Here is a 25,117-nt window from a genome sequence, read left to right as displayed (position 1 = left end):
GATCCTCAACGCCGGCGCAACTGCTCGGTGAGCTGGCGGAGGAACACGGGGTCGTCGTCCGGCCCGACCGGGCGACGAGCGGCCGCGCCGGCCGGCGCGGCCGCGGCACGACCGCCGAGGAACCACACGACCGCGCCGCTGACCGGGATGAGCAGGATGATCGCGGCCCACGCGGCGCGCGGGAACGACCGGACCCGCGACCGGTCGGTGCGCAGGCAGTCGATCAGGGCCAGCACGCTGAGCGCGACGACGGCGAAGAGAAGAATCGTGAGCAGTCGGGTCATGCCCATTACGGTGGCGGCCGTAGGCGGCAGTGCCGGTCCACCCACGGTGCCGATTGGTTGCCGCACATCCGAGATGCCCACGGCCGTCCGATGATTGCCATTGGCCGCCGGGTCGTCCCGGCGGCCAATTCTCATACGTACGTCAGCCGGCCTGCACGGCCTCACAGGCGACCACGATGTTCGTAGGCAACGCCCCACCGGGCCACCCAGAACCTTCGAAAGGTGACGTTCGGATCGGGTCCGGTCAGCCGGTGTGCCGCTGCCCCGATCCGCAGGGATAGGCGAGCCCGCATTGGGTATCCGGCAGGAATTTCGTCGAGCAGAACGTGGAGGTTTCGCCGTGACGACGACGCAGCAGGACCAGGACGTGATCGACCTGCTCCTCACCCAGCACAACGAGATCAGGGCCTTGTTCGCCGAGGTGAAGAGCGCGACCGGCGAGTCCCGCAAGCGTGCCTTCCATCAACTCGTACGCCTGCTCGCCGTGCACGAGAGCGCGGAGGAGCTGGTGGTGCACCCGGCTTCCCGGCACGACATCAGCAAGGCCACGATCGACGGCTTCCTCCGGGAGGAGGGCGACATGAAGCGGGAGCTGAACAACCTGTACGCGATCGGCACCGACGGACCCGGCTTCGACGAGATGTTCGCCGCGTTCGAGCAGGCCGTGATGGCCCACGCCACGCACGAGGAGCAGCGGGAGTTCCCGATGTTGCGACGCAAGGTGGACCCGGCGAAGCTTCGCCGCATGGCGGGTGCCGTGCGCGCCGCCGAGGCCGTCTCGCCCACCCGCCCACACGCCGGCGTAGGCGAGAGCGGCACGACGATGATGCTGGCCGGGCCGCCGATGGCACTCTTCGACCGGATGCGCGACGCCGTCCGGGACTGGCACCGAACGAACGAGGAGTGAGAAGCGGATCTTGTATTCCGACGTTGTTCGGGATCAGGCTCACAACACTTATCCAGCAACTCGATAGGGATTAACGTCAGAGTTTTCGCCGGGACGTCGATCGGGATGGGTGACCGGACACTTGCCCCCGAGAATGAGAGACGTGCCATGCCTCGAATTCTGAAGTCCCTGACGATGAACCGGATCCTGACCACGCTTCCCATCCGGCGTTCGATGCGCCTGGGCTTCTCCGTGGTGGTGGCGTTGCTGGTCTTGCCGGCCGTGGTGGCAGCGGTCAGCCTCGGGCAGTCGACCGGGCGGGTCAGTTCGCTCGCCGACGCCTCGGTGCCGGGTGAGCAGATCGTCGGCCGCATCAGTGCGCTGATGTACGAATACCGCAAGGAGCAGTGGCAGTACCTGGCGCTGCCTACCGGTGACGAGGGGCGCACCGACACGCTGACCTCCATGCAGGAGGAGGACGCGGAGATGAAGGAGCTCTTCGCGGACTACCGGAAGCTGCCGGTCGAGGACACGAGCATCAAGGCGCTGGCGAATTTCGAGGCGCACTGGAACGAGTACGTGAAAGCCACCGCCGGTGAGGCAGCGCTGGCCGACAGGGGCGACGACGAGGCCGCGCGGGAAGTGTTCGACGACGGCCAGGGCGAGGAGCTGTGGGATGCCCTCAAGGACGACGTGAAGTCCTGGCACGCCACCGCCACGGAGATCGCCAACACGGACCGGGACGCCTCCCAGCTCTCCGCGATCGTCGCGTTCAGCCTGCTCGGGGTGCTACTGGCGATCGCCGTGGCGGTCGCGTTCCTGGTCTGGCGGACGCTGTCACGGCGGATCACCGACGGGCTCGACACTCTGACGGAGGCGGCGGAGGGCATCGCCCGCGGTGATCTGGAGCAGCGGGTGGAGATCACGACCGACGACGAGATCGCCCAGGTCGCCGCCGCCTTCGACCGGATGGTGGAGTACCTGACCGGGATAGCCGAGGTGTCGCAGCGGATGGCCGAGGGCCAGTTGGCCGTCAACGCGCGGCCGAAGTCGGAGCAGGACCGGCTCGGGCAGGCGTTCGCGGCGATGGTGGCGAACCTGAACGACTCGATCGGGCAGGTCCACTCCGCCGTGGACGCCCTGGACGAAGCCTCCCAGGACCTGACCGAGGTCTCCGACGGGGTACGCGGCGCCTCCAGCGAGGTCGTCGACAACGCCGGGCGGCAGGTCGCCCTCGTCAAGGAAGCGCAGAACGCGGCCGAGCAGACCGTCGATCTGGTCACCGGCGGCATGGCGACCGTGCAGGAGCTGGACGGTGTGATGCGGGTGCTCGACATCAAGTCCAAGGAGATCGGCGGGATCGTCGAGGCGATCACCCGGATCGCCGCGCAGACGAACCTGCTCGCGCTCAACGCCTCCATCGAGGCCGCCCGCGCGGGTGTGCACGGCTCCGGCTTCGCGGTGGTGGCCGGCGAGGTCCGCGCGCTCGCCGAGGAGAGCGGCGCCTCGGCGCAGTCCATTGCGGACCTGGTCGCCGAGATCCAGCGGACCAGCGGCGACGCCGTACGGATGGTGGACGAGCACGCCCGCGGCGCCTTCGAGCGGATCGCCACCGGCACCTCCTCGCTGCGGGTCGCACTGGACGAGGTCGGTACGTTCGCCAGCGCGAACGTGCAGTCCACCGAGCGGATGGCCGCCGCGACCGCGGCGACCGCCGACTCCGTACGGAAGCTCGGGTCGACCGCCGACCAACTCCGCGGGGTGGCCGGCAGGTTCTCGGTCCAGCCCTGACAGGCGGCCGGCCCGCCGGCACATTCCTGGACGTATCCGCACAGTCGTGCGGTCAGCAGCGCTCCTCGGTCTCCTTGTGCGCCACGTCGGAGATCCCGCCCATCGCCCGGGTGCACACCGACAGCGTGTTGGCGCCCAGGGACCAGACCTCCTTGCCGCTCGAACACTGCAGGTCGCGCAGCGTGCTTCCGGTCACGATCGAGGTGCACACCTGGTACGAGCCGTGGCTGTCCCGGTACTGCTGCCACACGTACGTGTAGGCGTAGTTCTTGCCGCATCCCTTGTACTGCTTGACCGATGCGGCCGTCATGCCACCGGCGGTGACATACGCCGTCGCGCCGATCTGCACCGAGTCGGCGCAGCGCGGATTGACCTCAGCCGCCTGGGCGGGCCCGGTGAACGCCAGCACCGCGGGCACAGCCAACCCGGCGGCCGCGAGGATGCGCACGCCACGTCGGGAAAGGCTCTTCATCGGTGACCTCCTTCAATGCACCGGAGCCCGTCGCGCCCGGTGTCGTCGCCGATCACATTGATGGCCGACGAGACGTGTTCGGTACCCTCTTACACGCTCTGACAACGTCTGACGAAGACGTCTGACATGGGGGTTGGATGGAAGACCAGCGTGCTGCCACCGAGAAGTTCGCAGACCAGTTGCGGACGCTGCGGGCCGGCGTGGGCAATCCGTCATTCCGGAAGATGGCCGGGCGATCGGGCCGGATCTCACACACGACACTGCACGAGGCCGCCGCTGGGACCAGGTTTCCCTCTTGGGAGACCACACGCGAGTTCGTCCGGGCCTGCGAGGCGGACGAGGCCGAGTGGCGGCGCCTCTGGGAGGACGCTCAGTGCCAGGACGAGGTCGAATCCACCACAGAAAGCAACACTTCCGGCACTGTGGACATGAGGACGTTCCCCGCGGTGGATGCTCCGGCGGTCAGCGGAGCCGTCGTGCCCGGCGTCGCCACGTCGTCGAAAGTCGCGCCGGCGGCTCAGCGGACACCGCGCCGCCGGTGGATCGCGGCCATGGCGGCATCGGTGGTGACGGGCCTCGCCGCCGTGGGCGTCATCGTCCGCGGCCGCGGTGACGACCCCGTGGCGACCCCATCGCCGTCAGGAAGCTTCTCGGACTCGCTGATTCCCGGGGACGCGAGCAGATTCGTCGGCGACATCACCTTTCCCGACGGCGCGAAGGTGAAGGTGAACCAACGCTTCGACAAGGTCTGGGCGCTCGCGAACGTGGGATCGGTCGCCTGGCACAAACGCTTCCTGGCTCCGACCAGCCCCACCGGTGAAGGCGGCTGCACCGTACCGGACCGGGTGCAGATCGGCGACACGCCACCCGGCGAGCAGGTGATGATCACCGTTCCGGTCGTCGCGCCGAGCAACCCGGGAAAGTGCATGGTGAGCTGGAAGATGGTCGACGAGCACGGGCAGCCCTACTTTCCCAGCCGCCGGCCGGTGTATTTCTTGGTCAACATCACCGTCTGAACACCGGCTCCGGCGTCAGTCCCGGGCACCATCCGAACTGACAACGCCGTATCCGCCGAGGTCAGCGCCGGTCTGACGGATCTGACAGGAAAGACGGGGTACCGAACAGTAGGTCCCTTCTCGCAAGGTGATGTCCGTTCCGAACGCGACTCACCACCTTCGAGGAGGTTCGACCATGCGCCGTCCGCGGTTAGCCATCGGGCTCGCCACGCTGTGCTTAGCCGTCGGTCTCCCGGCCCACGCCTGGGCCGGGATGTCCGACACCACAGGGCGGCAGACCCTCACCACGGCCGCCCGGCCGGTCGTGGACATGGAGGCCACCGTCCTGGCCGCCCAGATCGACCCCCGCCGTGCCGACAGCACCCTGACCCCGGGCGCGAAGGCGTCCGTCCTCGCTGTCGAGCAGGCGCTCCAGGCCAAGAGCCTGCTGCCCTCGCAGTGGGTTGACGGCTACTTCGGCACCCAGACCGTCTCGGCGTACGCGGCCTACCAGCGCTCGCTGGGCTACACCGGCCTGGACGCCAACGGGCTGCCCGGAACGACATCGCTGACGAAGCTCGGGCAGGACCGGTACACCGTCAGCAACACGATCAGCACCGGCGCGAAGGTCGCGCGTGACGGATACGTCGTCAACGCCCGTACCCAGGCGATGCTCACCGAGGCCGAACGGCTGCTCGGTTACAAGATCGTGCTCGACCAGGGCTCGTACAACCCCGGCGGTGACCCGACCTCGGCCGGCACCCACGACGGCGGCGGCGTCGTCGACATCTCCGTCACCGGCATGACCGCGGCGAAGCGCACCGCCGTCACCAAGGCCCTGCGCCAGGTCGGCTTCGCCGCCTGGGTCCGCAGCCCGAGCCAGGGCGACTGGCCGTGGCACATCCACGCCAACGCGATCAACGACACCGACCTGTCCACCCAGGCACAGCACCAGGTCGGCGATTACTACCTCGGCCTCAACGGCCTGGCCAACCGCGGCCCGGACGACGGCCCTCAGGTCTCGATCAACACCTGGGAGCAGTACAAGCGCGCCCAGTGACCGCTCCCATCCCTCTCTCATCCGCAAAGGAATGGCATGAACATCCGTAAGAACCTCGCCCTCGTCGGCACCGCGCTCGCCATGACCACCTCCATCCTGAGCTTCGGCTCGCCGGCATCGGCGGCGGGCCGCGACGGGACCTGCGACAGCGGCGAGTTCTGCTACTACTACAACAGTGGCAACGCCGGCTCGATCTCGGACTTCACCGAGTCGATCGAGGACTACGGCACCACCCAGCCGTCCTGCTACGAATTCAAGGGCGACGGCAGCGGCCAGGGCCAGTGCATCAAGAACAACGCCGCCTCGGTGTGGAACCGCACCGGCAAGACCGTGCGTGTCTACTTCAACAGCGACTTCGGCGGTGCGACCCAGGACTTCGCCTCCGGGGCGAAGGGCAACCTCAACGCCACCCTGAAGAACAACAACGCCTCCCACGCCATCGGCGGCAGCACCACCTTCCCGGCCGATTCACGCGCGCCCGAGGCCGTCGCGTTCGCTCGGGCCCGGCTCGGCGCCACCGACTGGAACCGCGAGTGCGAGCTGTTCGTCGAGCGGGCGTTCGGCACCAGCGGCCGGTTCGCCACGGCACGCGCCCACTACGTGTGGCAGCGGGACAACGGGCGCATCCACACCGGCTCGGTGCCGCCCGCCGGTACCGCGGTGTTCTTCACCTCCACCGACTCGGCCGGACACGTCATGCTCTCCATCGGCGGCAACAGCGCCATCAGCACCGGCCCGACGGTCTACCAGACCAACACGTTCCGCGACCGGGCCGACTACCTGGGCTGGGCGTACGTCCCGAGCGGCTGGTGACGACCGCGGTGAAGAGGATTCCGGGAATTCTGGTTGCCGTGCTGGCGGCGTTCGTCAGCATCGCGGTGGCGCCGGGCGCGGCATACGCCGCCGACCGTGACGGCGTCTGTGACAGCGGCGAGTTCTGCTACTACTACAACAGCGGTCAGGCCGGCTCGGCCTCGGACTTCGACGACTCGATCGAGGACTACGGGACCACCCAGCCGTCCTGCTACGAATTCAAGAGCGCCGGAAACGGCCAGGGCTTGTGCGTCAAGAACAACGCCGCCTCGGTGTGGAACCGTACGGGCAAGACCGTGCGGGTCTACTTCAACAGCAACTTCGGCGGAGCGACCCAGGACTTCGCGGCCGGGGCGAAGGGCAACCTCAACGCCACGCTGAAGAACAACAACGCCTCGCACCAGTTCGTGGGCGGATCGACGGGTTGCACCACCGACGGCACCAACAGCACGCTGCCGACCAGCATTCTGGTCTACCGGGTCAGTCTCGGCCGGGTCGACCGGGTCGACTTCAAGACGTACGTCAAGAACGTCCTCCCGAACGAATGGGTGACGAGCTGGCCGGACGCCTCGCTGGAGGCCGGCGCCGTGGCGGTCAAGAGCTACGCCTGGTACTGGGCGCTGCACTCGACCCGGAAGACCCCCGGCGGCCAGTGCTACGACGTAGCGGACAACACCAATGACCAGGTCTACAAGCCGTCGTCGGCGCAGTCCTCGACGTCAGCCGCGGTGGACCGCACCTGGTCGACCCGGATGACCCGGAGCGGCAGCATCCTGCGAGCCCACTACTGCGCGACCACGACGGCGTGCGGTGGATGGGTGACCGGGGACTGGCTGTCGCAGTACGGCTCGCGTGACCTCGCGAACGACGGCAAGGGTTACCAGGCGATTCTGCGGTACTACTACAGCAACGTGGTTCTCTCCTGACGTAACGAACCGACCGAGCCGCCCGCCGCATGTCCGCGGCGGGCGGCAGGGTTGTGTCTCAGCTCTGTTCGGCAAGGTCCTCGGCGAGTTCCTTCTCATCGCTCTCGGACAGCGAGGTCTTGAGGATGGTGCCGCCGAAGGGTTGCAGAGCCTTGGCGAACTTGTCCTCAGTGATCTTCGAAGCCATGATCACGATGGCGGAGTGGCCGGGTTCGACCAGATTCTCGACGCGATTGCGGAACGCGGCATCGATTCCCGACTGGTTGAACTTGCCCATCAGCGCGCCCATCGCGCCACCCAGCAGCGCCATGCCCGGGACGAAGAACAGCAGGCCGAGCAGTAGGCCGAAGAGCGCACCACCGGCCGCGGACGTTTTGACGATCCGCTGAGGTGTGTCGACGTGAGTCTTGCCATCGGCGTCGACGTCGACGATGGCCAGTCCGAGCAACTCGACGACGAAGTCGTTCTGCAGACGCTGCACCTGCTCATAGGCCTGTCGAGCGGTCTGCGGGTCCTCGTACCCGATGATGATCAGTTCGGACATTTTCCCTCCAAGTCGGCATCGGCACGCTCGTCAGCCTGATCCGACTCGGTCACCGTTCCCCTCGCGATGGACCTGACCTTGAAGATCCGCCAACGCCTCCCATCCTGCCGGGTCCAGCGAGGTAAATCTGGTGAATGTGGCCGAAACCGGCGACGATGTGGTCGCGTGGAAACGGGCCGGCTCCGGGACGCCCGCATCGCGGCCAATCTGCGCCACCCGTACAGGAAGGTCACCGGCAGTGACCAACTGACCGGAGTGGGCGGGCCATCCGTGGCATGCTGCTGGGGGTGGCCCATCACGTCCGCCGTGCCGCGCCGCTTGGCGCGGGCCAGGTTCGGATCCGTTGATTCTCTCGCGGGGAGTTCATCACATGACCGGCCGGATCGTCGTCGGCATCGACGGCTCAGAGCAGAGCGGTTACGCACTCGATTGGGCGGTGGCCCGAGCGCGTCTCGGCGGCGAGCAGCTTGAGCTGGTCAACTCCTACACGCTTGTTCCTACCGTCAACTTCTTCGGCTTCCACGGCCTCCCAGCGAGCCAGTCCACGGTAGCGCTCATCGAGTTCTCCGAGCACGTGCTCGACGCCGCGGCGGCGCACGTACGCGAGCTTGCCCCCGACCTGACCTGCACTCAGACCTCGACCATGGGCCATCCCGCCGGCGCGTTGGCGGCGGCTTCGGAGGGCGCAGACGCCGTCGTGGTCGGCCGGCGCGGCCTGGGCAGCACCGCGAGCGCCCTGTTGGGTTCGGTGAGCAACCGGCTGACGATCGAGGCGAGGTGCCCGCTGGTCGTCGTCGGAGAGGGCGAGCATCCGTCGACGGGCCCGATCGTCGTGGGCGTCGACGAGTCGGAGTTCGGCACGAACGCGCTCCGCTACGCCATCACCGAGGCGGCTGTGCGCAAGACTTCGGTAAGAGCCGTCGCCGCCCTGGACTCTCTGCTACCCCGCTCGTTTCCCCAACTCGACCCGGAGCTCCTGGCCCGGATGCGGGCGGGCGCCAAGGCGGAAGCCGCCGAAGCCATCACCCGGACGCTCGACGAGGTGCAGGGCAAGGACGCCGCGTCGGTCAGCGTGAGCCCCGTCGTAGTGGAGGGCCGCGCGGCCGAAGCGATCCTGAAGCACGCCGGTGATGCGCAGCTGATCGTCGTCGGCACGCACGGCAAGGGCCTGGTCCACCGGGTCCTGCTCGGTTCGGTGAGCCGAGAGATCTTGAAAGACGCCGACCGGCCGGTCGCCATCGTCGACCTTCCTGACGCTGATACCCCGCCGGTCACCGCTGAGCACCTCTGACCTTCTGATCCGTGGTCGACGCGGACGGCCCGGCCCCGCCGATGTGCGGGACCGGGCCGTTTCACCGTTCAGGTCAGCGGTGGCACCCGTTCGTCAGGCAGGCTGCGCTCGGCTCTCTGTCTGCCCGGCGAGCAGGGTCGACTGGATGACGTCGAGGAGGACCTGCGGGGTGCCGGCGGTGTTCTCGACCGTCGTCACCGTCTTGACCGTGTTGTCGCTGTAGCGAACCACGACCGTGTAGGTGAACCGGTCGCAGCAGGGGTCGGCCGGCAGGTACGCCGACCGCAGGGCGCGGAACCGGCGGCTCGCCGTCGTGGTCAACACATCGGCCGCGTAGCGGTTCGTGATGGTGCGGTCGACGGTGAAGTGTTCGACCAGACCCGTCAGGCCGCCCGAGCGTCGCATCAGGACCGACTCCGTCCGCGGCTCGTCTGGCCCGGCGGCGACCGCCGGAACCGGCGCGGTGGTGCCGGCAACGCTCAGCAGCGTCACCAGCGCGAGGACGGCTGGAAGGCGGTGCCGGAACAGGCGAGCGATCGAATGGTTCATCTGGTTCTCCATCTTTTCATGTCATCGTCACAAGAATACAAATAATGACTCGACGGAGTCGTTCAGATGTCGAATACGCTGCCCGTGGCGCGCAGCAGAAGGCAATTGTTACCGAAGACCTCACGGTACGACGTCATTCTTCCGGCCCAGAGCCCGACAGCGGTGGCAACCACCGGACGATATTCCCGCGTGCAGATTCCGCCGGTGTCCGGAAGAGCGTGAAAGTCGCCGTCGACGGCGCGCAGGTCCTGGCACGCCGCTACGGCCGACCGGTGGCTTCCGCCATCGGCCTCGCAGTACAGCAGTGCGGTCTTGCTGGGCTGTTCAGGCTCGTCAACGAACCGGACGCTGATCAGGAGGGCGGTGCTCGGCCGGTCGTCGCGCGCCTGTGCCCGCGCCTGCGCCGGCACCGCGACAGCCGCAGCGGTCACCGCGCACAATGACGCGATCGTGACGCCGAATCGACGCAACAATTTCATTTTTCCTCCTCGTGGAAGGGGGGTTGATGCGATCTCGATGCGTTCTCGTGGAACCGCACCCTCGGATCGCTTGCATCGGTCACCGCAAAGCTAATTGCGGCACCGGGTCGAGTCAACAGCTCGGGCATTCGACCCAAGGCGATTTGCTTGTTTCCGGGGGGGCCGCGCCGCACCGGACAACCGAAAGGGTGACGCCGGGGGACGGTGGGCGAGAGTCCACCGGGCCCCTCCCGCTGTGGCGCACATCGATGACCGTACGATCGACCGGCATCGTATCGACGTCCGATGCGGGGAACTCTCGACAGGAGCGGGAATGGTTCGTGGAATGTCGGGTCTCGGTCGCCGGCTGATGGCGGGAGCCACGGTGACGGCCGCGGTCGCCGGAGGTATGGCGCTGTCGGCGGGCACCGCGCAGTCGGTCGAGCAGGATCACATGGCTCACCAGGCGCTCGCCGCCATGGCCGGCGCAGCCCAGGTGACCGTCGGATCCGGCCGGATCGCCCTGAACCAGCCGGCCGACCCCTACCTCGGCAAGATCCTCCCGGGCTCGAACGCCCACGTCACCGGCATGTACTCGTCGCAGGTCGCCTGGCCGCTGGTCGGCATCCACATGGCGCTGCTGCCCAACGGTCACGTGGTCGGCTACGGAACCCCGCCGGGCGAGGCGAGGCAGGGCGGCTTCTCCTACGACGACTGGAATCCGGCCACCGGGGTCGGGACCGACGCGCACCGGCAGACGGCGTCCATGCACTCGTACGACGCCTTCTGCAACTCGCTGGAGCGGCTGCCCGACGGCCGGCTACTGATGGTGGGCGGCAACTCCACGACCGCGACCATGATCTACAACCCGGCCACCGGCGGGCAGACGATGGGCGCCCAGCTCAACCGCCAGCGGTGGTACGCCACGGTGCTGCGCCTGCCCGACGACCGGATGCTGGCCCTCGGCGGCGGCAACTCCTACAACGTCGACGCCTTCCAGAAGCCGAACGACAACACGACCGTCGCCACCACCCCCGAGATCAGCAACGGGACCGGGGCGTGGACCAGGCTGACCGGCGCGGACAGCACGGTGGCGTTCGGCGCGCGGGACAACCGCTGGTGGTACCCGCGAGCGTACGTCGCGCCGGACGGCAAGGTCTTCGGCGTCTCGTACGACCGGATGTGGAAACTCGACCCGTCCGGTACGGGCAAGGTCACCTCGCTGGGCACGCTGCCCGTGGCGATCGGCGTCTCCGGCTCCTCGGTGATGTACGCGCCCGGCAAGCTGCTGTTCGCCGGCGGCGGCCAGTACAACAACGGCAGCAACCAGGTCGCCACCAACCGGGCCACCGTCGTCGACATCAACGGCGCCACCCCGAGGACCGCCGCGACCAGCGCGATGCGGCTCGCCCGTAACTGGCTCAACCTGACGGTCCTGCCCAACGGCGAGGTGCTCTCCAACGGCGGCACCCGGGTCGGCACACAGTCGGGCGCGGCGAACTCCACGTACGATTCGGAGATCTGGAACCCGGTCACCGGTAGGTGGCGTGACGCCGCCAAGGCGCAGCGGATCCGCAGCTACCACTCCACCGCGGTGCTGATGCCGAGCGGTTCGGTGCTGACCGCGGGCGGCGGGGTGCCCGGCCCGGAGGACAACTTCAACGCCGAGATCTACTACCCGCCGTACCTGTTCACCAAGGGCGCCGACGGACGGGTGCGCTGGGCGAACCGGCCGCAGATCACCGGCATCAGCGGCTCGCTGGCCTACGGCGGCACGGTGTCGCTCGGCCTCTCCGACAACCGCAAGCTGTCGTCGCTGTCACTGATCCGGGCCACCAGCGTGACCCACTCCTACAACACCGACCAGCGTCGCGTGCCCCTGTCGTTCCGCCAGTCCGGCAACACCGTGACCGCGACGATGCCGGCCAACGCGAACCTGCTGCCGCCCGGCACCTACCTCCTGTCCGGTGTGGACAGCAACGGTGTGCCGACTCCGGCGCAGTTGGTCACGGTCAAGAGGTCCGGCGCGGGCACGGTCACCGTCTACGAGAAGGACCGCACCGCCGCCGACTTCGCCGGCCCGAGCGTGAAGGTGCGCTTCCCGTTCACCGACGGTTACATCAAGGCGGGGCAGAGTCTCCGTGTCGACGCCAGTGACGCCAACCGGATCACCAGCACCGAGCTGCTGATCAACGGCAAGCGCCAACCCTCGCCGCGCTGGGACCCGGCGGCCAGGAACGGTACGGCGACGATGACCGTCCGCGTCTACGACTCTCTGAACAACGTCACGGTGGTCTCCAGGAAAGTGGTCGTCGACAACACCAAGCCGACGCTGCGGATCACCGGCGCGCCGTCGAACAACAGCAAGCTGCGCACCGAGGTGACCATCACGGCCACCGCCGCGGACAAGTCCGGCATCAAGCGGGTGGAGCTGCTGGTCGACGGCAAAGTGGTCGCCATCGACAAGAAGGCCGCCTACCGGCTGGTCCTGGACCCCAAGAAGTACGGCAAGAAGTTCATCATGCGGCTCCGGGCGTACGACCGCGCCGGAAACGTCGTGTACAGCGCGAAGCGCACCTACCGCCGCTGACCTCCGAGCCATGCCCGGAGCTTGTCGCCGAGCTCCGGGCCATGCGGCCGTCATGCAGGGCGCAGCCGCTCAGGTCCCCTCGATCCCGATCGTCAGCGGCATCACGACGACACTGGCGAATTGTCCGTCGTCGTGCTGCTCGGTCAGCACCAGATATCCGGGGAACGGGTTCGCTTCCCCGTTGAAGTTGGCATTCATGTACCAGTAATCGCCCGGGTCGCCTCTATCCGACCAGCTGGCCAACTCCTTGGAGTTGCGGGCGTCCACCAGGCGTATCCCCGCCCTTTCGTTGATGCTGGGCCGGAAATGGACCGACAGCGGCGGGTTGACCGCACCGTTCGGCTTGGGATGGCTCACGGTGGTTCGCGGCGACTGCATCGCCTGCACGCCCCACGCCCCGCCGCCGGCAGCCCGGCGCAGGCTCACCGTGCCGAGCACGCTCCCATTCCGGTTGGTGACCTTGACCAGCCGCGCCTCGCCCTCGCTGTCCTGCTCGACCGAGAAGGCCAGGTCGGACGTCGGAACGCCGAGTTCGGCAAGGAACCGCTCAGCGGTCGGTCCCGGATCATCGTTCGCCGGTCCCGTTCCAGCCTTCCCGCCCACCAGATCCTGCGGCCAGATGATCGGATAGTCGACGGTCGTGCTCTGCCGCGACGCGGCCGTGGGCATGTCGCTGTCCGAGCGATGGTTCACCGCCACCGCGAGAATCACTCCCAGCGCCGCTGTGGCCGGTATCAGGAAACGCTTGTGCACGACTGCCTTCCGCTCTTGGGTCCGTTCCGCAACTCATGCGCCGCGACTCAACGGTCCGGCCCGCTCCTGTCCGCCCGGTCATGCGCGAAGCCGGCCCAGTCCACGGCATCGGCGCCGTTGACTTTGCGATAGAACTCCTGAGCCTCAGTACGCAGCAGCAGCACGGAGGCCGTGGTCAGGGCGAGGAGCACGCCCGCCACCAGCATGCTGTGTGCCATCGGATACCAGGAGACAAGCAAGTCCTTCAAGAGGTAGTACGCCGGGTTTCCCCGGCTGCCCGAGGTCAGCAACTCCGGCGCTACGGCCAGTCCGCAACCCAGACCCGCCCACGCGGCCACAGCCACCATCCACACGCCGACCTGCACCCAACGCAACCGGAAACGAAGCAACCACGCGAGCCAGCCAGTCGCCAGCAGAACCATGCCGGCGGTCAACATGTCGTAGAGCAGCCGCGCGCGGACCTCCCCCGGCACGTCCCCGACCTTCTCTCCCAGAGCCGCCATCGCCTGCAGGTAGACGTAGTAGGAGTCGTCGGCGACATCGAGATGACGCCTGGCGCCGATCGTAATGATCACCAGAGGTACTGCCAGAGCGACCGCGACCAGCAATGCCACCCGCGCCAGCCGCGCCACCAACGGCGGGCGGTCCCCGGCCTCCACTGCCACGGCGACTCCCTCATCAAGTGATCTCGGCAGGTCACGTTAGGGGACGACGTGCCATTCGCCAACGCCGACTTCCGGTGCCACAGCAGGCACAAACGGGATGATCCGGCCGGCGGCAGCCAGGCGTACGTCATCTAGCCCGATCACGTTGGGCAGCGTCAGTGCGAGCCAGCAGATGGGTTCCGCCGATCCCCGCGGCGCCCGTCATCGCCGTGAACATCGAGCGTGTCGGCCCGCTATCGGATCCGAACATGACGCCCGAACTGGCCTTGCTCTGCTCATCTACCTGAATCTGTCAGGCGGCATTGTCACTACTTGATGATGTACTCGCATCCGACCGTGACGTCGCTGGCCGTGGGGTAGCAGTAGTCGCCGCTGGTGCCATTGGTGCCGGCGTCGAGCAGGTCCTTGCGGTTGCTGTTGCCCCAGTCCTCGCCGGAGAGACTGTCGTCGCCGGCTCCGCCGTACACCTTGTCGATGCCGTCGTCACCGGAGAGCCTGTCGTTACCGCCGAAGCCGTAGATGACGTCGTTGCCGGCCAAGCCCTGGATGACGTCTTGGCGTCCGGTGCCGTAGATGTGGTCGTCGTATCCGCTGCCCCACAGCACCTCGATATCGGCGGCGAGGGTGTCGTGTTCGCCCTTGACACCGTCGTCGCCCTTGACACCATCCGCATCGATCGTGACGCCCTTGTGGTAGAAGGCGTAGTCGGCGTAGTCGGTGCCGGCGCCTCCGGAGAAGTAGTCGGCGTCAGCCTTCTCCTGCTTGTAGGGGTACGAGGCCCGGTAGAAATCGTCTCCGGCGTCCCCGTAGAACCGGTCGTTGCCGGGCTCGCCGTCGAGGACGTCATCACCATTGTTGCCGTGGACGATGTCGTTGCCGAAGCCGTCGGAGATCTCGTCGCCGCCGTCGCCGCCGTAAACACGGTCGTTGTCGTAGCTGGAGTCGATCGTGTCGTTGCCGCCCAGGCCCCAGATCGTGTCGTTCCCACGGTATCCGCGCAGGAGGTCGCCTCGAGGACCGCCGGTGATCCGGTCGTTGCCGGTGCCGCCGTCGGCGGTCATCGCCAGGTCGGACTTGTTGACGATCGAATCGTTGCGGTCGTAGGTGTAGATCCGGACCCGGGTCGGCGCCTTCTTCATGGTGCAGCGAACCTTGGACGAGTCGAGCTTCTTGCATCCCTTGCCGGCCTTGACCGCGACCACGTCATCGATCGTGACGCTCATGCCGGAGCGAGTGACGACGACCTTGCTCTGCTTGCCGCTCGCCGCCTTGTACTGCACCTTGGTGCCGTCAACCGACGCGACGCCGACAGAGGCCGCCTGGGCAGGCGCGGCCAAAGCGCCGACCGCGACAGGGGTGAGCAGCGTCAACCCGACACGAAACAGCCACAGGGACTGGGGCACAACGATTCCTTCCACACGCATGCGTGCACATCAGCGCGTGGGGAGCATCGTAGAACGCTACGGCAACGTTCCGGCCACAATAATCCGCGCCGACGCACTCACTCGTATGTTGACCCGAACTCATCGAGCAAATCGGCGCCACCAGCTCGGTGCGGCTCATTGTTTTCGCAGGTCACGGCCATTCCTGGGAAGCGCGGCCGAAGGGACTCCCCTAACCTTCTGATCAGCGGACAGCGCCGCGATCCGGTCCGTGACATCCACCACCTCTGTGCTCCCCGAGAGCCTGCTGTAAGTATGTTTTTAGACTGACCAGTCAGTCTAAAAAGGGGGTCGCCATGTCGGTGCTCACCGCGAGCGGGGCGGGCGTGCGGCACCATCGCCGCTGGCTCGTCCGCGATCTCGACCTGCGGGTCGACGCCGGCGAGACCGTCGCGGTGATCGGTCCACCGGGCAGCGGCCGAACCAGCACCCTGCTCGCACTGGCGCGACGGCTCCGGCTCACCACCGGAAAAATCGAGATCGGGGGTACGGCGGCGCTCGCTCACGTGCCCGGCGTGGAGGAGCCCGAACCCGTGTTCACGGTCCGTGACCACGTCAGAGAGCGACTGGCATTGCTCGGCCACCCTCGGCGCGCGGCCGCCACGGTCCCGCTGTACGGCCTCGACCCGGAGCTGCGAGGGCGGGATCTGTCGCCCTACCAACGGCACCTTCTCGGGCTGGCCCTGGCCATGCTGACCGACCCGGCGGTGATCGCGCTCGACGGCGTCGACGCCGGGCTCGACCACGCGGAGCAGAACGCTCTCTGGAGGCTGCTCGCCGAGATCGCCACCGGCGGGGCCGCGGTGCTGGTCACGGCCCGGGAGATCGACGCGGCCCTCGTGAACCATGTGGTGCTCCTCGACGATCCCCGCACCGGCACCCCGGGCCGCCCGCTGGTCACCTCGACCCCCGGGACCTTCGCCGAGGTAGAAGGCGGCGAGCAGGGGGGCGGGTCACCCGTACCCCGGAGGGAGCTGGAAGAGGGACCGCCGGAGCGCCCGGAGGATGAGCGGCGACCGTCCGCCGGGACCACGTCCGAGGATGTCGAGGAAGAGGTGTGATGCGGGGCTTTCCGACGCTGTCGCTGGCCGCGATGGAGCTGCGGAGATTTCTGCGCGGACGGCTGACGGCCGCGGCGCTGGCGGTGCTCGCGGTGATTCCGTTGCTGTACGGGGCGTTGTACCTGTACGCGTTCTGGGACCCCTACGGTCGGCTGAACCACATTCCGGCGGCGCTGGTGGTGGAGGATCAGCCGGCGCGCACCTCCGAGGGGAAACCCGTGCACGCCGGGAAGGATCTCGCCGACGAACTGGTGGAACGGCAGATCTTCGACTGGCACGTGGTGAACGCGCAGGACGCCGAGGAGGGCCTGCGAGACGGCAGCTACCAGATCGGACTGCGCATACCCGCGGACTTCTCCGCCTCTCTGGCGACCGCCCCGGAGCCGGACGGAGAACCGCGGAACGCCCAGCTGAAAGCGGTCAGCGACGACGCCACCAACTACCTCTCCGGGGTCTTCGCCCGCACCGCTTTCGACGAGGTCCGGGCGGCCGCGTCGGCGAGCGCGTCGGCCGAGTACTTCGACCGGATGCTGATCGGATTCACCGATCTGAAGGAGGAGACCGGCAAGGCCGCGAGCGGCGCCGCCGATCTGCGGGACGGCGCCCGGAAGGCCACATCCGGTGCGGGACAGCTGGCGAACCGCCTGGACTCGGCGGACGACGGCGCGGGGCGGCTGGCTTCCGGACTGCGCCAGGCCGGCTCCGGTGTGGACGGTCTGGCCGACGGTCTGCAGCAGTTGAAGACGGGCTCGGCCCAGGTGGCGTCCGGCACCGCCGAGGCGGCGCGCGGCACCCGGAAGCTGGCCGACAAGGTCGACGCGGCGGCCGAGACGTACGGCCCGTTCCTGACCGAGAACGCGAAGGAGATCGAAGCCGGGGCGAAGCTGGTGGCCCGGGGCGCCGACAAGCTCGCGAACCACGTCGGGGACATCGAGGAAGCCTCGGACCGGGCCGTCACCGAAGCCCGCAAACTGCGCAAGTACCTCGACGGGTTGCCGAGTGAGACACCCGGGCTGGCCGACGCGCAAGCCCTCGCCGACCGGCTGGTGAGCGACGCCGAGCAGCTGCGACGCCAGATCGACGCGGTGGGTTCGGACGAATTGCGGCGCCGCCTCCGGGAGGTGGCCGACATGGCGCGCGACCTGGCGAAGAACGCTCCGCATCTGGCGGCCGACATCACGAAGGCCCGGGCCCAGGTGAACCGGCTCGCCGACGGCATGGACGAACTGGCGGCCGGTTCGCGGAAGGTGAGCGCCGGCAACGCCGAGGCCGCGAAGGGTGCGACCGAGCTGCGCGGCGGCATCTTCCGGCTGGCGAACGGGGCCCGGCAGTTGGACGGCGGCCTGACGAAACTGTCCAAGGGCGGTCACGAGCTGGCCACCGGTCTCGGTGAGTTGCGCAGCGGGGCGGGTCGGCTGGCCGACGGGCTGGCCGACGGCGCCGCCGAGATTCCCGGCTACGACGACGCCGCCCACCGGGCCGACGTGCTCGCCGACCCGGTCTCGCTGGACCGTGACGTGCGGCATCCGGCCGGCACCTACGGGGTCGGATTCGCGCCGTACTTCCTGGCCCTGGCACTCTGGGTCGGAGCGATGATCAACTACATGCTGTTGCGGCCGCTGAACCGGCGCTACCTGATGTCCGGCGCACCACCGCTGCGGGTGGCCCTCGCGGGACTGCTCCCCGGTGTGGTGATGGGCGCCGTCCAGGCCGGCCTGCTCTACGCCGTGGTGCACCTCGTGCTCGGGCTCACGCCGGTGCACGCCGGAGCGACCCTGGCACTGATGTTCGGCACGGCCGCCGTCTTCGCCGGGATCATGCAACTGATCGGCGCGGCACTGGGGCCGGCCGGGCGGGTCATGGCGCTGGCACTGCTGATGTTGCAGCTCACCTCGTCCGGGGGAACCTATCCGGTCCAGACGTCACCGAGCTTCTTTCAGGCCGTCCATCCACTGCTGCCGATGACGTACGTGGTCGAGGCGATCCGGAATGCCGTCGACGGAGGCACCGCCGCGATCGTGACACACGACGCGCTGGTCCTGGCCGTCTTCGGTGTCGCCGCGCTGCTGTCGACCGTGCTGCTGGCCGCCCGCAAGCGCCGGATGCGCACTGCGGACCTGCACCCGGAACTGGTCCTCTAGGGTTTTACTCGTGGAGACGGACGGACGGAGCCGGCGACGCGAGGACACCCGGCAGCGGCTGTACGAGGCCGCTGTCGAACTCATCGCCGAGCAGGGCTTCTCGGCTACCACCGTGGACGACATCGCGCTGCGGGCAAAGGTGGCGAAGGGGACCGTCTACTACAACTTCAAGTCGAAGACGGATCTCTTCGAGGAGCTGCTGCGGCACGGGGTGGGCCTGCTCACCGAGCAGTTCCGGCTGGCGGTGGAGGGGTTGCCGCCGCGGGAGGCGCTGCGTGCGCTGATCCGGGCCCAGCTGGAGTACATCCGGCGGTATCAGGCGTTCGCTCAGCTGCTGCTCTCCGAGATGTGGCGCACCAACCGGGAGTGGCAGCAGACCCTGATCCTCCTGCGCGAGCAGGCGATCGGGGTGATCGCGCGGACCGTGCAGGAGGGCGTCGACTCCGGTGACCTCCCGGCCGAGCTGGACGTGCGGGTGGCGTCGGCGGCCCTCTTCGGGGTGGGGCTCGTGGTGGCTGTCGACTGGCTGATGTTCCAGCCCGACCGGGCGATCGAGGACGTCGAGGAATCGCTGCTGGCGATCGTGCGCCGGGTGGCGTAGGGCAGTCGCCTGGCAGGCGGCTACGGCGTGAGGTGTCCCTGGTCCTGCCGCGGACACCGCACCACGCAGCCGCCCTCCGGCGGCGCGGGCGTGCAGGCCTCGGCCACGTACGGGATCGCCAAGGTGCAGTTGCTGGTCAACGGCAAGGTCGTGAAGACCGGCACCACAGCCGGCTCCGGTGGAGATTACAGTTGCGTCGCAACGGTACCGTTCTATGATGCGGGCGTACCGCCGTCTATGTCGTGCATTCTTCTCCACGGGGGCTTGTCTCATGATCTTCCTCAATCGTCGCGTTCTCGCAGCTGCGGCCGCCGCCGCCACTGCCGCGGCCGGGTCGGCGACTCTCCTCAGCGCTCCCGCCCTCGCCGCCTCGCCGGGTCTGGCACAGGTGCTGGGCTCGTCCACCGTCCAGTTCCGCGCCTCGTCCGGGCTGGCCAACAACGTCGTCCTCACCGCGGTCAACGCCACCACCGTCGTCGTCGACGACGCCTTCGCGATCACCCCCGGTGTCGGCTGCACGGCCACCGACGGCGACGCCACCAAGGTCACCTGTGTCACCTCGGCCGCGGCCGCTCTGTTCGACGTCCAGCTCGGTGACCTCAACGACCGGATCGTCAACCGGACCGCGGTGTCGCTGAACCTGCAGGCCGGTTACGGCAACGACTACGCGGTCGGCGGCTCGGCCGCGGACACGCTGCGGGGTGGCCCGGGCAACGACACCGTTGACGGCCAGGCCGGCAACGACACCATCGTCGGCCAGACCGGCAACGACAAGCTCTACGGCCACTTCGGCAACGACAAGGTCTACGGCGACTCGGGCAACGACAAGCTCTACGGCCAGCCCGGCGACGACAGCCTCTACGGCGCCTCGGGCCGTGACCAGATCTACGGCCTGAGCGGCGACGACAGGATCCACGGCGGCACCGGCGCTGACGTCCTGTACGGGGCCACCGGCGCCGACACCATCTTCGGCAACGACGGCAACGACAGCATCCATGCCGGTTCCGGCGGGGTCACCAACGACTCCGAGTCCACCGGTGACGAGGTCTACGGCGGTCGCGGCAATGACAAGATCTGGGGCGAAGGCGGGACGGACTTCATCCAGGGTCAGTCAGGCAACGACACCATCGAGGCCGGCTCCGGCGACGACCTCGTGATCGGTAACTCCGGCCACGACAAGCTGACCGGCAACAGTGGCTCGGACTTCCTGCTCGGGCTCTCCGGCAACGACACCCTGAGCGGCAACTCGGGTGACGACGTGCTCATCGGCGAGTCGATCAACGAGGACCTGGAGCCCAAGGGCAACCCCCGGGCCAAGGACAAGGCCTACGGCGGCTCCCAGAGCTCGGTGGGCGACCTCTGCCTGGTGACCAAGGGCGGCCGGACCTCCGGCTGCGAGTACACCGAGGTCCCCGCCGGCGACTTCGGCGTGGCGTCCTCCAGCTTCACCAAGTTCAAGGCTCGGCTTGCCGAACTGCTGTCCTGATCGGCGATGACATCGGAACAACACCATCCACGGGGAGGAACACCCATGTCTCGCATCATCTGGCCGGCCCGTGTCGCCGTCCTCCTGATCGGCGGCACCGCCCTGGCCACGATCGGCGCACCCGCGCAGGCCGCGTCCACCGGCATTGCCTCGGTCGACAGCACCAAGGTCCAGTACAAGGCCGCCACCGGCAAGCAGAACCGGGTCGTGCTGACCCGCACCGGCAACACGATCACCATCGACGACGTGGTGGCGGTCAAAGCCGGCAAGGGCTGCAAGGCGGTCTCCGGAGACAAGACCAAGGTGCGGTGTACGACCTCCAAGGCGCCGACTCGGATCGGGGTCTACACGTACGACCGTAACGACACCGTCGCCAACAACGCCGGCGTCCGGAGCACGATCGACGGCGGTTCCGGCAGCGACCGGATCTTCGGCGGCACCGTCGGCGACCGGCTGACCGGTGGCACCGGCAGCGACCTGCTCAACGGCCGCGGCGGCAACGACACCCTGCACGGCCTCTCCGGAAACGACGTCCTCTACGGCGAGACCGGCAACGACGACCTGTTCGGCGAGACCGGCAACGACCGGATCCACGGCGGGGCCGGCGACGACACCCTGTTGGGCTACGAGGGCCGCGACCGGCTCTACGGCGATGCGGGCGTGGACATCATGTCCGGTGACGAGAACGACAAGAACGTGTCGGCGGACGTGATCATGGGCGGCCCGGGCGAGGACTGGGTTCAGTACGGCGGCTACATGAAGGGTGTCCGGGTCGACCTGGACGGCGCCTCCGGCGACGACGGGCGGCCCGGCGAGGGCGACACCGTCGGCGCGGACGTGGAGGTCATCCACGGCAGTTTCGGTAGCGACGTCCTGATCGGCAACGCGTCGGCCAACAACATCCACGGTGACGTCGGCAACGACAAGATCTACGGCCTGGGTGGCAACGACACCCTGTTCGGCAGCAGCGGCAAGGACGCGCTCTACGGCGGGTCCGGCGACGACGTCCTGCTGGGCGACGAGGAACCGAAGACCTCCGACCGTCTCGACGGCGGCACGAACGGCTCGATCGGTGACGAGTGCCAGGGGTTCAAGGGCGACACCGAGGTCGGCTGCGAGCGCTGACCCACCGAAAGAACGAAAATGGCCGCCGGGACGACCCGGCGGCCATTTCTCTACACGTACGTCAGCCGGCTTGCCCGACCGCACCGTCGCTCGTCGAGGTCAGCGCAGCCGCAGGTAGACCTGGTGCCAGAAGGCGTCCCGCGGTGCCAGCCCCGGCGCGTTGGAGGTGAAGACCACCGCCCGGCCGTCGTGGCTGATCGACGGCGGCGCGGTGACGGAAGCGGCGACCTGGGCGCCGATGTCGGACACCGTCACGCGTTCGATCGTGCCGGTCGACAGGTCGGTGACGAACACGTCGCCGCCGTTGTTGGTGTCGCCCTCGACCAGGTTCGACGCCATCGAGGTGTAGGTCACGTGCCCCCCGTCGGCGCTGATTGACGGGCTGCTCGATTCGCCGTTGGCCTCGACCGTACGGCTGGGCGCCGAGACGCGCACCGGCCGGCTCAGCTGCCGGTCGTAGACGAACACGTCGGCCTTGCGGTTGGTGTCCCCGGCGACCAGGTTGGTGCTGGTGGACGTGAAGCTGACGTACCGGTTGTCGGCGCTGATCGTGGGGTCGGACGACGACCCGTTGCCCTGAATGCCGCCCTCGGCCAGCGAGATCCGGGACCGGGTGTTCGCCTGCCGGTCGTAGAGGACGATGTCCGACTTACGGTTCGTGTCGCCGGGCACCTGCCGTGGCGAGTCCGACGCGTAGAGAACGAACTGGCCGTCCGGGCTGATCGTCGGCTGCGCGGTGTTGTACTGCTCGACGGCGTCTACGGCCGGGACCGAGACCCGGGTGGTGGTCCCGGACTCCCGGTCGTGCACGTACACGTCGGCGGTGACCGATGCCCCGCCGCCCGGCGCCAGGTTCGAGGCCCGGGTCACGAAGGCGACGTAGCGGCCGTCGGCGCTGATCGACGGGCTCTGCGAGAAGCTGTCGGCCTGGGTGCCGTCATCGGCGACGGAGACCCTCGTCGTCACGCCGGCGCGCAGGTCGCGTACGAAGACGTCGGCCTGATCGTTGGTGTCGCCGGCGACGAGATTGGTGGCCCCGGACGTGAAGGCGAGGTAGCGGCCGTCGGCGCTCAGCGCGGGTGACCGCGAGTCGCCGTTGCCGGCCGTCCCGTCGGGTGCCACCGAGGCCAGACTGGTCGTGGTGGCGTCCAGGTCCCGGACGAACAGGTCGGTTCGCATCCGGTCGGTCTTGCCGGCGACGAGGTTCGAGGCGGTGGAGGCGAACGCCACGAACCGGCCGTCGGCGCTCATCGACTGCATCACCGAGCCGCCGTTGGCGGGGCTGCCGTCCGGGGCGACGGACACCCGCAGCGTGCCGCCCTGCGCGGCGGCGGCCGCGGCCCCTTCGCCGAGCAGCGCACCGGTCGACGCCGCCAGCAATGCCGCCGCGACGAGGGTGCGTTCTCGTGCGAACCGTCTCATGTGTACACCTTCCCCGAGGTCGCCTGGTTTGCGACGTTCCGGGTGAGGATAACGATCGTCGTCGACGTCTCGGATCACCGCCCTGATCCGAGGTGGTACCTGCCGACAGCAGATCGGCCTGGTGTGCCGCGGTCGGCGTTTCCATGGTGGATAGAACAGTCCGGTCCGCTCACCGTGCCGAGTACGCTCCCGTCCCGGTCAGTGACCTTGACCAGCCGTGTCTCGCTCCCGCTGTCCTGCTCGACCGAGAAGGCCAGGTCGGGCGTGGGGACCCCGAGTTCGGCGAGGAACCGCTCGGCTGTCGGTCCCGGATCATCGGTCGCCGGTCCGAATGGTCTCTCAGAGGGAGGCCCGCTGTCATTGCCGGCCACTTGTCACCAGGGCTGGAACGTCTCGCAGGAGATCAGGGTGACGGTCTCGTATCGGCCGTTGCACACGTCGTTGTTCGCGCCGCCGTCGAGCAGACCGACACCGTAGTAGACGAAGAGAACGTCGTCGCCTGCTTCCCCGTAGAGCTTGTTGTCGCCGTCGCCGCCGCGCAGGTCGTCGTTACCGCTACCCCCGAGGATGGTGTCGTTGCCGCCGAAGCCGTCGATCTCGTTGGCCGCCGCATTGCCGACCAGGCGGTCGTTGCCCGCTCCGCCGGTGAGGCGTTCGACGTCGGCGCCGACGGTATCGTGCTCACCGGCCACGCCGTCGTCACGGGACACGCCGTTCAGGGAGACGGTGAGGGGCTTCCGGTAAAGCTGGTACTCGACCACGTCCCGGCCGGTGCCACCGAGCAGCACGTCGGCGGAGACCTTGCGGTCGTCGGGGTCGCCGTGCAGCTGGTCGTCGCCGGCGCCACCCTCGATGCGGTCCGCGCCGTACCAGGCCCTGAGGAAGTCGTTGCCGTTGTTGCCGTACAACTTGTCGTTACCGTTGTCACCGAAGAGGTCGTCGTCACCGTTGCCGCCGTGGATCACGTCGTTGCCGGCGCGGTCGGGCGCGGTGACGCAGTCGCTGTCGCCGAGGACCTGGTCGTTGCCGTCACCGGCGGAGACGTAATCGGATCCGTCACCCGCGTAGATGAGGTCGTTGCCGCCCTGACCGTAGATCCTGTCGTTGCCGGCTGACTCGGCGCAGAGGTCCTCGCCGTGCAGGACATCGGACTTCGGGCCACCGACGAGGCTGTCGTTGCCCCGGCCGCCGTACGCCTCCATCCTGAGGTCGCTCTTGTTGATCACCGAGTCGTTCCGGTCGTAGAGCCGGACGATCACCTTGGCGGGTGTCTTCGTGGTCCTGCAGCGGACCCGGGTCCTGTCACCCTTGACCTGCTTGCAGTTCTTGCCGGGCTTCACAGCCACCCGATCGTCGATCGTGACGGTCCGCCCGGAGCGGGTGATCACGATCTTGTTCTTGGCGTTGGAATCCGCCGAGAACGAGACCGTCACGGCGCCCGCGGACACCCATCCGTAGCTCGATGCCGCAGCAGGGCCGGCTACGGCCGTGGCGGCAATGGTGGTGGCGACCGCGAGAAGAAGGGCCGACCAGACTTTGCGCGACATCGAAAGACTCCCCTATTCAAGTACCGGCTGCATCATAGGGGGCAACACTGCCCCGCGGCTGGCGTGACCGCCTGACTGCTCAGGTCACTAGGACCTGTATCAAAGTCGGTTACAGCCATTCGTTGATCGCGGCGATGGTCACGGTGGCTTCGTAGCGGACGGCGAGTTTGTCGTACCGAGTAGCGACGGCGCGGTTGCGTTTGAGCCTGTTGATG

Annotated in this window: 23 protein-coding genes and 1 pseudogene; 13 read left to right on the top strand and 11 right to left on the bottom strand. The window is 68.2% G+C overall.

Features of this window, described 5'->3' with window-relative positions; all coding sequences use genetic code 11:
• Positions 1-5: 5 nt before the first annotated feature.
• Entirely contained in the window at positions 6-284 is a 279-nt protein-coding gene (locus tag KZ829_RS31425) for a PLDc N-terminal domain-containing protein (protein ID WP_220147481.1), read from the bottom strand.
• Positions 285-624: 340 nt separating this feature from the next.
• Here KZ829_RS31425 and KZ829_RS31420 point away from each other — a divergent pair, with 340 nt between their 5' ends.
• Both KZ829_RS31420 and KZ829_RS31415 read left to right on the top strand, forming a co-directional pair.
• Positions 625-1,191, top strand: a complete 567-nt coding sequence (locus KZ829_RS31420) for a hemerythrin domain-containing protein (protein WP_220147480.1) — start codon at positions 625-627, stop codon at positions 1,189-1,191.
• 147 nt (positions 1,192-1,338) lie between these two features.
• The gene (locus KZ829_RS31415; RefSeq protein WP_220147479.1) at positions 1,339-2,961 is read left to right on the top strand and encodes a methyl-accepting chemotaxis protein; all 1,623 of its coding nucleotides are present in this window, start codon (positions 1,339-1,341) and stop codon (positions 2,959-2,961) included.
• Between the two features lie 52 nt (positions 2,962-3,013).
• Here KZ829_RS31415 and KZ829_RS31410 read toward each other — a convergent pair whose 3' ends face one another.
• Entirely contained in the window at positions 3,014-3,433 is a 420-nt protein-coding gene (locus tag KZ829_RS31410; protein WP_183224068.1) for a hypothetical protein, read from the bottom strand.
• 179 nt (positions 3,434-3,612) lie between these two features.
• Here KZ829_RS31410 and KZ829_RS31405 point away from each other — a divergent pair, with 179 nt between their 5' ends.
• The 4 genes from KZ829_RS31405 to KZ829_RS31390 all read left to right on the top strand — a co-directional run bounded on the left by KZ829_RS31405 (position 3,613) and on the right by KZ829_RS31390 (position 7,227).
• Complete coding sequence (locus KZ829_RS31405) at positions 3,613-4,449, top strand: NBR1-Ig-like domain-containing protein (RefSeq protein WP_246636588.1); 837 nt, start codon at positions 3,613-3,615, stop codon at positions 4,447-4,449.
• A gap of 175 nt (positions 4,450-4,624) precedes the next feature.
• On the top strand, positions 4,625-5,488 hold the full coding sequence (locus KZ829_RS31400) for a peptidoglycan-binding domain-containing protein (RefSeq protein ID WP_220147477.1): 864 nt from the start codon (positions 4,625-4,627) through the stop codon (positions 5,486-5,488).
• A gap of 36 nt (positions 5,489-5,524) precedes the next feature.
• Positions 5,525-6,301, top strand: coding sequence for a peptidase inhibitor family I36 protein (locus KZ829_RS31395; RefSeq protein ID WP_220147476.1), 777 nt, complete (start codon positions 5,525-5,527; stop codon positions 6,299-6,301).
• The gene (locus KZ829_RS31390; protein ID WP_220147475.1) at positions 6,298-7,227 is read left to right on the top strand and encodes a SpoIID/LytB domain-containing protein; all 930 of its coding nucleotides are present in this window, start codon (positions 6,298-6,300) and stop codon (positions 7,225-7,227) included. The genes KZ829_RS31395 and KZ829_RS31390 overlap by 4 nt, the downstream gene beginning before the upstream one ends.
• A 58-nt stretch (positions 7,228-7,285) precedes the next feature.
• Here KZ829_RS31390 and KZ829_RS31385 read toward each other — a convergent pair whose 3' ends face one another.
• Complete coding sequence (locus KZ829_RS31385) at positions 7,286-7,771, bottom strand: DUF1269 domain-containing protein (RefSeq protein ID WP_220147474.1); 486 nt, start codon at positions 7,769-7,771, stop codon at positions 7,286-7,288.
• A 370-nt stretch (positions 7,772-8,141) separates the two neighbouring features.
• On the opposite strand from KZ829_RS31385, the gene KZ829_RS31380 reads away from it, so the two are divergent.
• Positions 8,142-9,062, top strand: coding sequence for a universal stress protein (locus KZ829_RS31380; RefSeq protein WP_220147473.1), 921 nt, complete (start codon positions 8,142-8,144; stop codon positions 9,060-9,062).
• A gap of 93 nt (positions 9,063-9,155) precedes the next feature.
• Here KZ829_RS31380 and KZ829_RS31375 read toward each other — a convergent pair whose 3' ends face one another.
• Both KZ829_RS31375 and KZ829_RS31370 read right to left on the bottom strand, forming a co-directional pair.
• A complete protein-coding gene (locus KZ829_RS31375) occupies positions 9,156-9,611 on the bottom strand; it encodes a hypothetical protein (RefSeq protein ID WP_220147472.1) in 456 nt (151 codons plus the stop codon).
• Positions 9,612-9,673: 62 nt separating this feature from the next.
• The gene (locus KZ829_RS31370) at positions 9,674-10,090 is read right to left on the bottom strand and encodes an SSI family serine proteinase inhibitor (RefSeq protein ID WP_220147471.1); all 417 of its coding nucleotides are present in this window, start codon (positions 10,088-10,090) and stop codon (positions 9,674-9,676) included.
• A gap of 325 nt (positions 10,091-10,415) precedes the next feature.
• Here KZ829_RS31370 and KZ829_RS31365 point away from each other — a divergent pair, with 325 nt between their 5' ends.
• Positions 10,416-12,659 (top strand): galactose oxidase-like domain-containing protein, encoded by a 2,244-nt coding sequence (locus KZ829_RS31365; protein ID WP_220147470.1) that lies wholly within the window; start codon positions 10,416-10,418, stop codon positions 12,657-12,659.
• Positions 12,660-12,728: 69 nt separating this feature from the next.
• On the opposite strand, the gene KZ829_RS31360 is transcribed toward KZ829_RS31365, so the two are convergent.
• The 3 genes from KZ829_RS31360 to KZ829_RS43425 form a co-directional block, all read right to left on the bottom strand.
• The gene (locus KZ829_RS31360; RefSeq protein ID WP_220147469.1) at positions 12,729-13,412 is read right to left on the bottom strand and encodes a hypothetical protein; all 684 of its coding nucleotides are present in this window, start codon (positions 13,410-13,412) and stop codon (positions 12,729-12,731) included.
• Between the two features lie 47 nt (positions 13,413-13,459).
• A complete protein-coding gene (locus tag KZ829_RS31355; protein WP_220147468.1) occupies positions 13,460-14,077 on the bottom strand; it encodes a hypothetical protein in 618 nt (205 codons plus the stop codon).
• Positions 14,078-14,385: 308 nt separating this feature from the next.
• Positions 14,386-15,480: a calcium-binding protein gene (locus KZ829_RS43425; RefSeq protein WP_220147467.1), complete on the bottom strand. Its 1,095-nt coding sequence runs from the start codon at positions 15,478-15,480 to the stop codon at positions 14,386-14,388.
• 335 nt (positions 15,481-15,815) lie between these two features.
• On the opposite strand from KZ829_RS43425, the gene KZ829_RS31345 reads away from it, so the two are divergent.
• From KZ829_RS31345 to KZ829_RS31325, 5 genes are all read left to right on the top strand, one after another.
• On the top strand, positions 15,816-16,580 hold the full coding sequence (locus KZ829_RS31345) for an ATP-binding cassette domain-containing protein (RefSeq protein WP_220147466.1): 765 nt from the start codon (positions 15,816-15,818) through the stop codon (positions 16,578-16,580).
• Positions 16,580-18,721, top strand: a complete 2,142-nt coding sequence (locus KZ829_RS31340; RefSeq protein WP_220147465.1) for a YhgE/Pip family protein — start codon at positions 16,580-16,582, stop codon at positions 18,719-18,721. Before KZ829_RS31345 ends, KZ829_RS31340 begins: the two co-directional genes overlap by 1 nt.
• Positions 18,722-18,731: 10 nt before the next feature.
• Positions 18,732-19,322, top strand: a complete 591-nt coding sequence (locus KZ829_RS31335) for a TetR/AcrR family transcriptional regulator (RefSeq protein WP_208468644.1) — start codon at positions 18,732-18,734, stop codon at positions 19,320-19,322.
• Between the two features lie 271 nt (positions 19,323-19,593).
• Complete coding sequence (locus KZ829_RS31330; protein ID WP_220147464.1) at positions 19,594-20,808, top strand: calcium-binding protein; 1,215 nt, start codon at positions 19,594-19,596, stop codon at positions 20,806-20,808.
• Between the two features lie 45 nt (positions 20,809-20,853).
• Positions 20,854-21,933, top strand: coding sequence for a calcium-binding protein (locus KZ829_RS31325; RefSeq protein WP_220147463.1), 1,080 nt, complete (start codon positions 20,854-20,856; stop codon positions 21,931-21,933).
• Positions 21,934-22,032: 99 nt separating this feature from the next.
• Here the strand turns inward: KZ829_RS31325 and KZ829_RS31320 are convergent, their stop codons facing one another.
• The 3 genes and pseudogenes from KZ829_RS31320 to KZ829_RS43420 form a co-directional block, all read right to left on the bottom strand.
• Positions 22,033-23,355 (bottom strand): TolB family protein, encoded by a 1,323-nt coding sequence (locus KZ829_RS31320; RefSeq protein ID WP_220147462.1) that lies wholly within the window; start codon positions 23,353-23,355, stop codon positions 22,033-22,035.
• Positions 23,356-23,729: 374 nt separating this feature from the next.
• The gene (locus tag KZ829_RS31315; RefSeq protein ID WP_246636587.1) at positions 23,730-24,902 is read right to left on the bottom strand and encodes a calcium-binding protein; all 1,173 of its coding nucleotides are present in this window, start codon (positions 24,900-24,902) and stop codon (positions 23,730-23,732) included.
• A gap of 109 nt (positions 24,903-25,011) precedes the next feature.
• Positions 25,012-25,117, bottom strand: a pseudogene (locus KZ829_RS43420) (IS5 family transposase); the annotation flags it as partial.

The organism is Actinoplanes hulinensis, from assembly GCF_019429605.1.
Classification (GTDB): domain Bacteria; phylum Actinomycetota; class Actinomycetes; order Mycobacteriales; family Micromonosporaceae; genus Actinoplanes; species Actinoplanes campanulatus.
Note: the sequence above shows the minus strand (reverse complement) of the source record. Positions and strands in the feature narration are given on the sequence as shown.

Bases quoted from the DNA above. Each gene is read 5' to 3' on its own strand.
- KZ829_RS31380 (WP_220147473.1), top strand. From the start codon at position 8,142: ATGACCGGCCGGATCGTCGTCGGCATCGACGGCTCAGAGCAGAGCGGT.
- KZ829_RS31325 (WP_220147463.1), top strand. From the start codon at position 20,854: ATGTCTCGCATCATCTGGCCGGCCCGTGTCGCCGTCCTCCTGATCGGC.
- KZ829_RS31315 (WP_246636587.1), bottom strand. From the start codon at position 24,902: ATGTCGCGCAAAGTCTGGTCGGCCCTTCTTCTCGCGGTCGCCACCACC.
- KZ829_RS31340 (WP_220147465.1), top strand. From the start codon at position 16,580: ATGCGGGGCTTTCCGACGCTGTCGCTGGCCGCGATGGAGCTGCGGAGA.
- KZ829_RS31375 (WP_220147472.1), bottom strand. From the start codon at position 9,611: ATGAACCATTCGATCGCTCGCCTGTTCCGGCACCGCCTTCCAGCCGTC.
- KZ829_RS31385 (WP_220147474.1), bottom strand. From the start codon at position 7,771: ATGTCCGAACTGATCATCATCGGGTACGAGGACCCGCAGACCGCTCGA.
- KZ829_RS31410 (WP_183224068.1), bottom strand. From the start codon at position 3,433: ATGAAGAGCCTTTCCCGACGTGGCGTGCGCATCCTCGCGGCCGCCGGG.
- KZ829_RS31365 (WP_220147470.1), top strand. From the start codon at position 10,416: ATGTCGGGTCTCGGTCGCCGGCTGATGGCGGGAGCCACGGTGACGGCC.
- KZ829_RS31425 (WP_220147481.1), bottom strand. From the start codon at position 284: ATGACCCGACTGCTCACGATTCTTCTCTTCGCCGTCGTCGCGCTCAGC.
- KZ829_RS31400 (WP_220147477.1), top strand. From the start codon at position 4,625: ATGCGCCGTCCGCGGTTAGCCATCGGGCTCGCCACGCTGTGCTTAGCC.
- KZ829_RS31320 (WP_220147462.1), bottom strand. From the start codon at position 23,355: ATGAGACGGTTCGCACGAGAACGCACCCTCGTCGCGGCGGCATTGCTG.
- KZ829_RS31415 (WP_220147479.1), top strand. From the start codon at position 1,339: ATGCCTCGAATTCTGAAGTCCCTGACGATGAACCGGATCCTGACCACG.
- KZ829_RS31370 (WP_220147471.1), bottom strand. From the start codon at position 10,090: ATGAAATTGTTGCGTCGATTCGGCGTCACGATCGCGTCATTGTGCGCG.
- KZ829_RS31345 (WP_220147466.1), top strand. From the start codon at position 15,816: ATGTCGGTGCTCACCGCGAGCGGGGCGGGCGTGCGGCACCATCGCCGC.
- KZ829_RS31330 (WP_220147464.1), top strand. From the start codon at position 19,594: ATGATCTTCCTCAATCGTCGCGTTCTCGCAGCTGCGGCCGCCGCCGCC.
- KZ829_RS31395 (WP_220147476.1), top strand. From the start codon at position 5,525: ATGAACATCCGTAAGAACCTCGCCCTCGTCGGCACCGCGCTCGCCATG.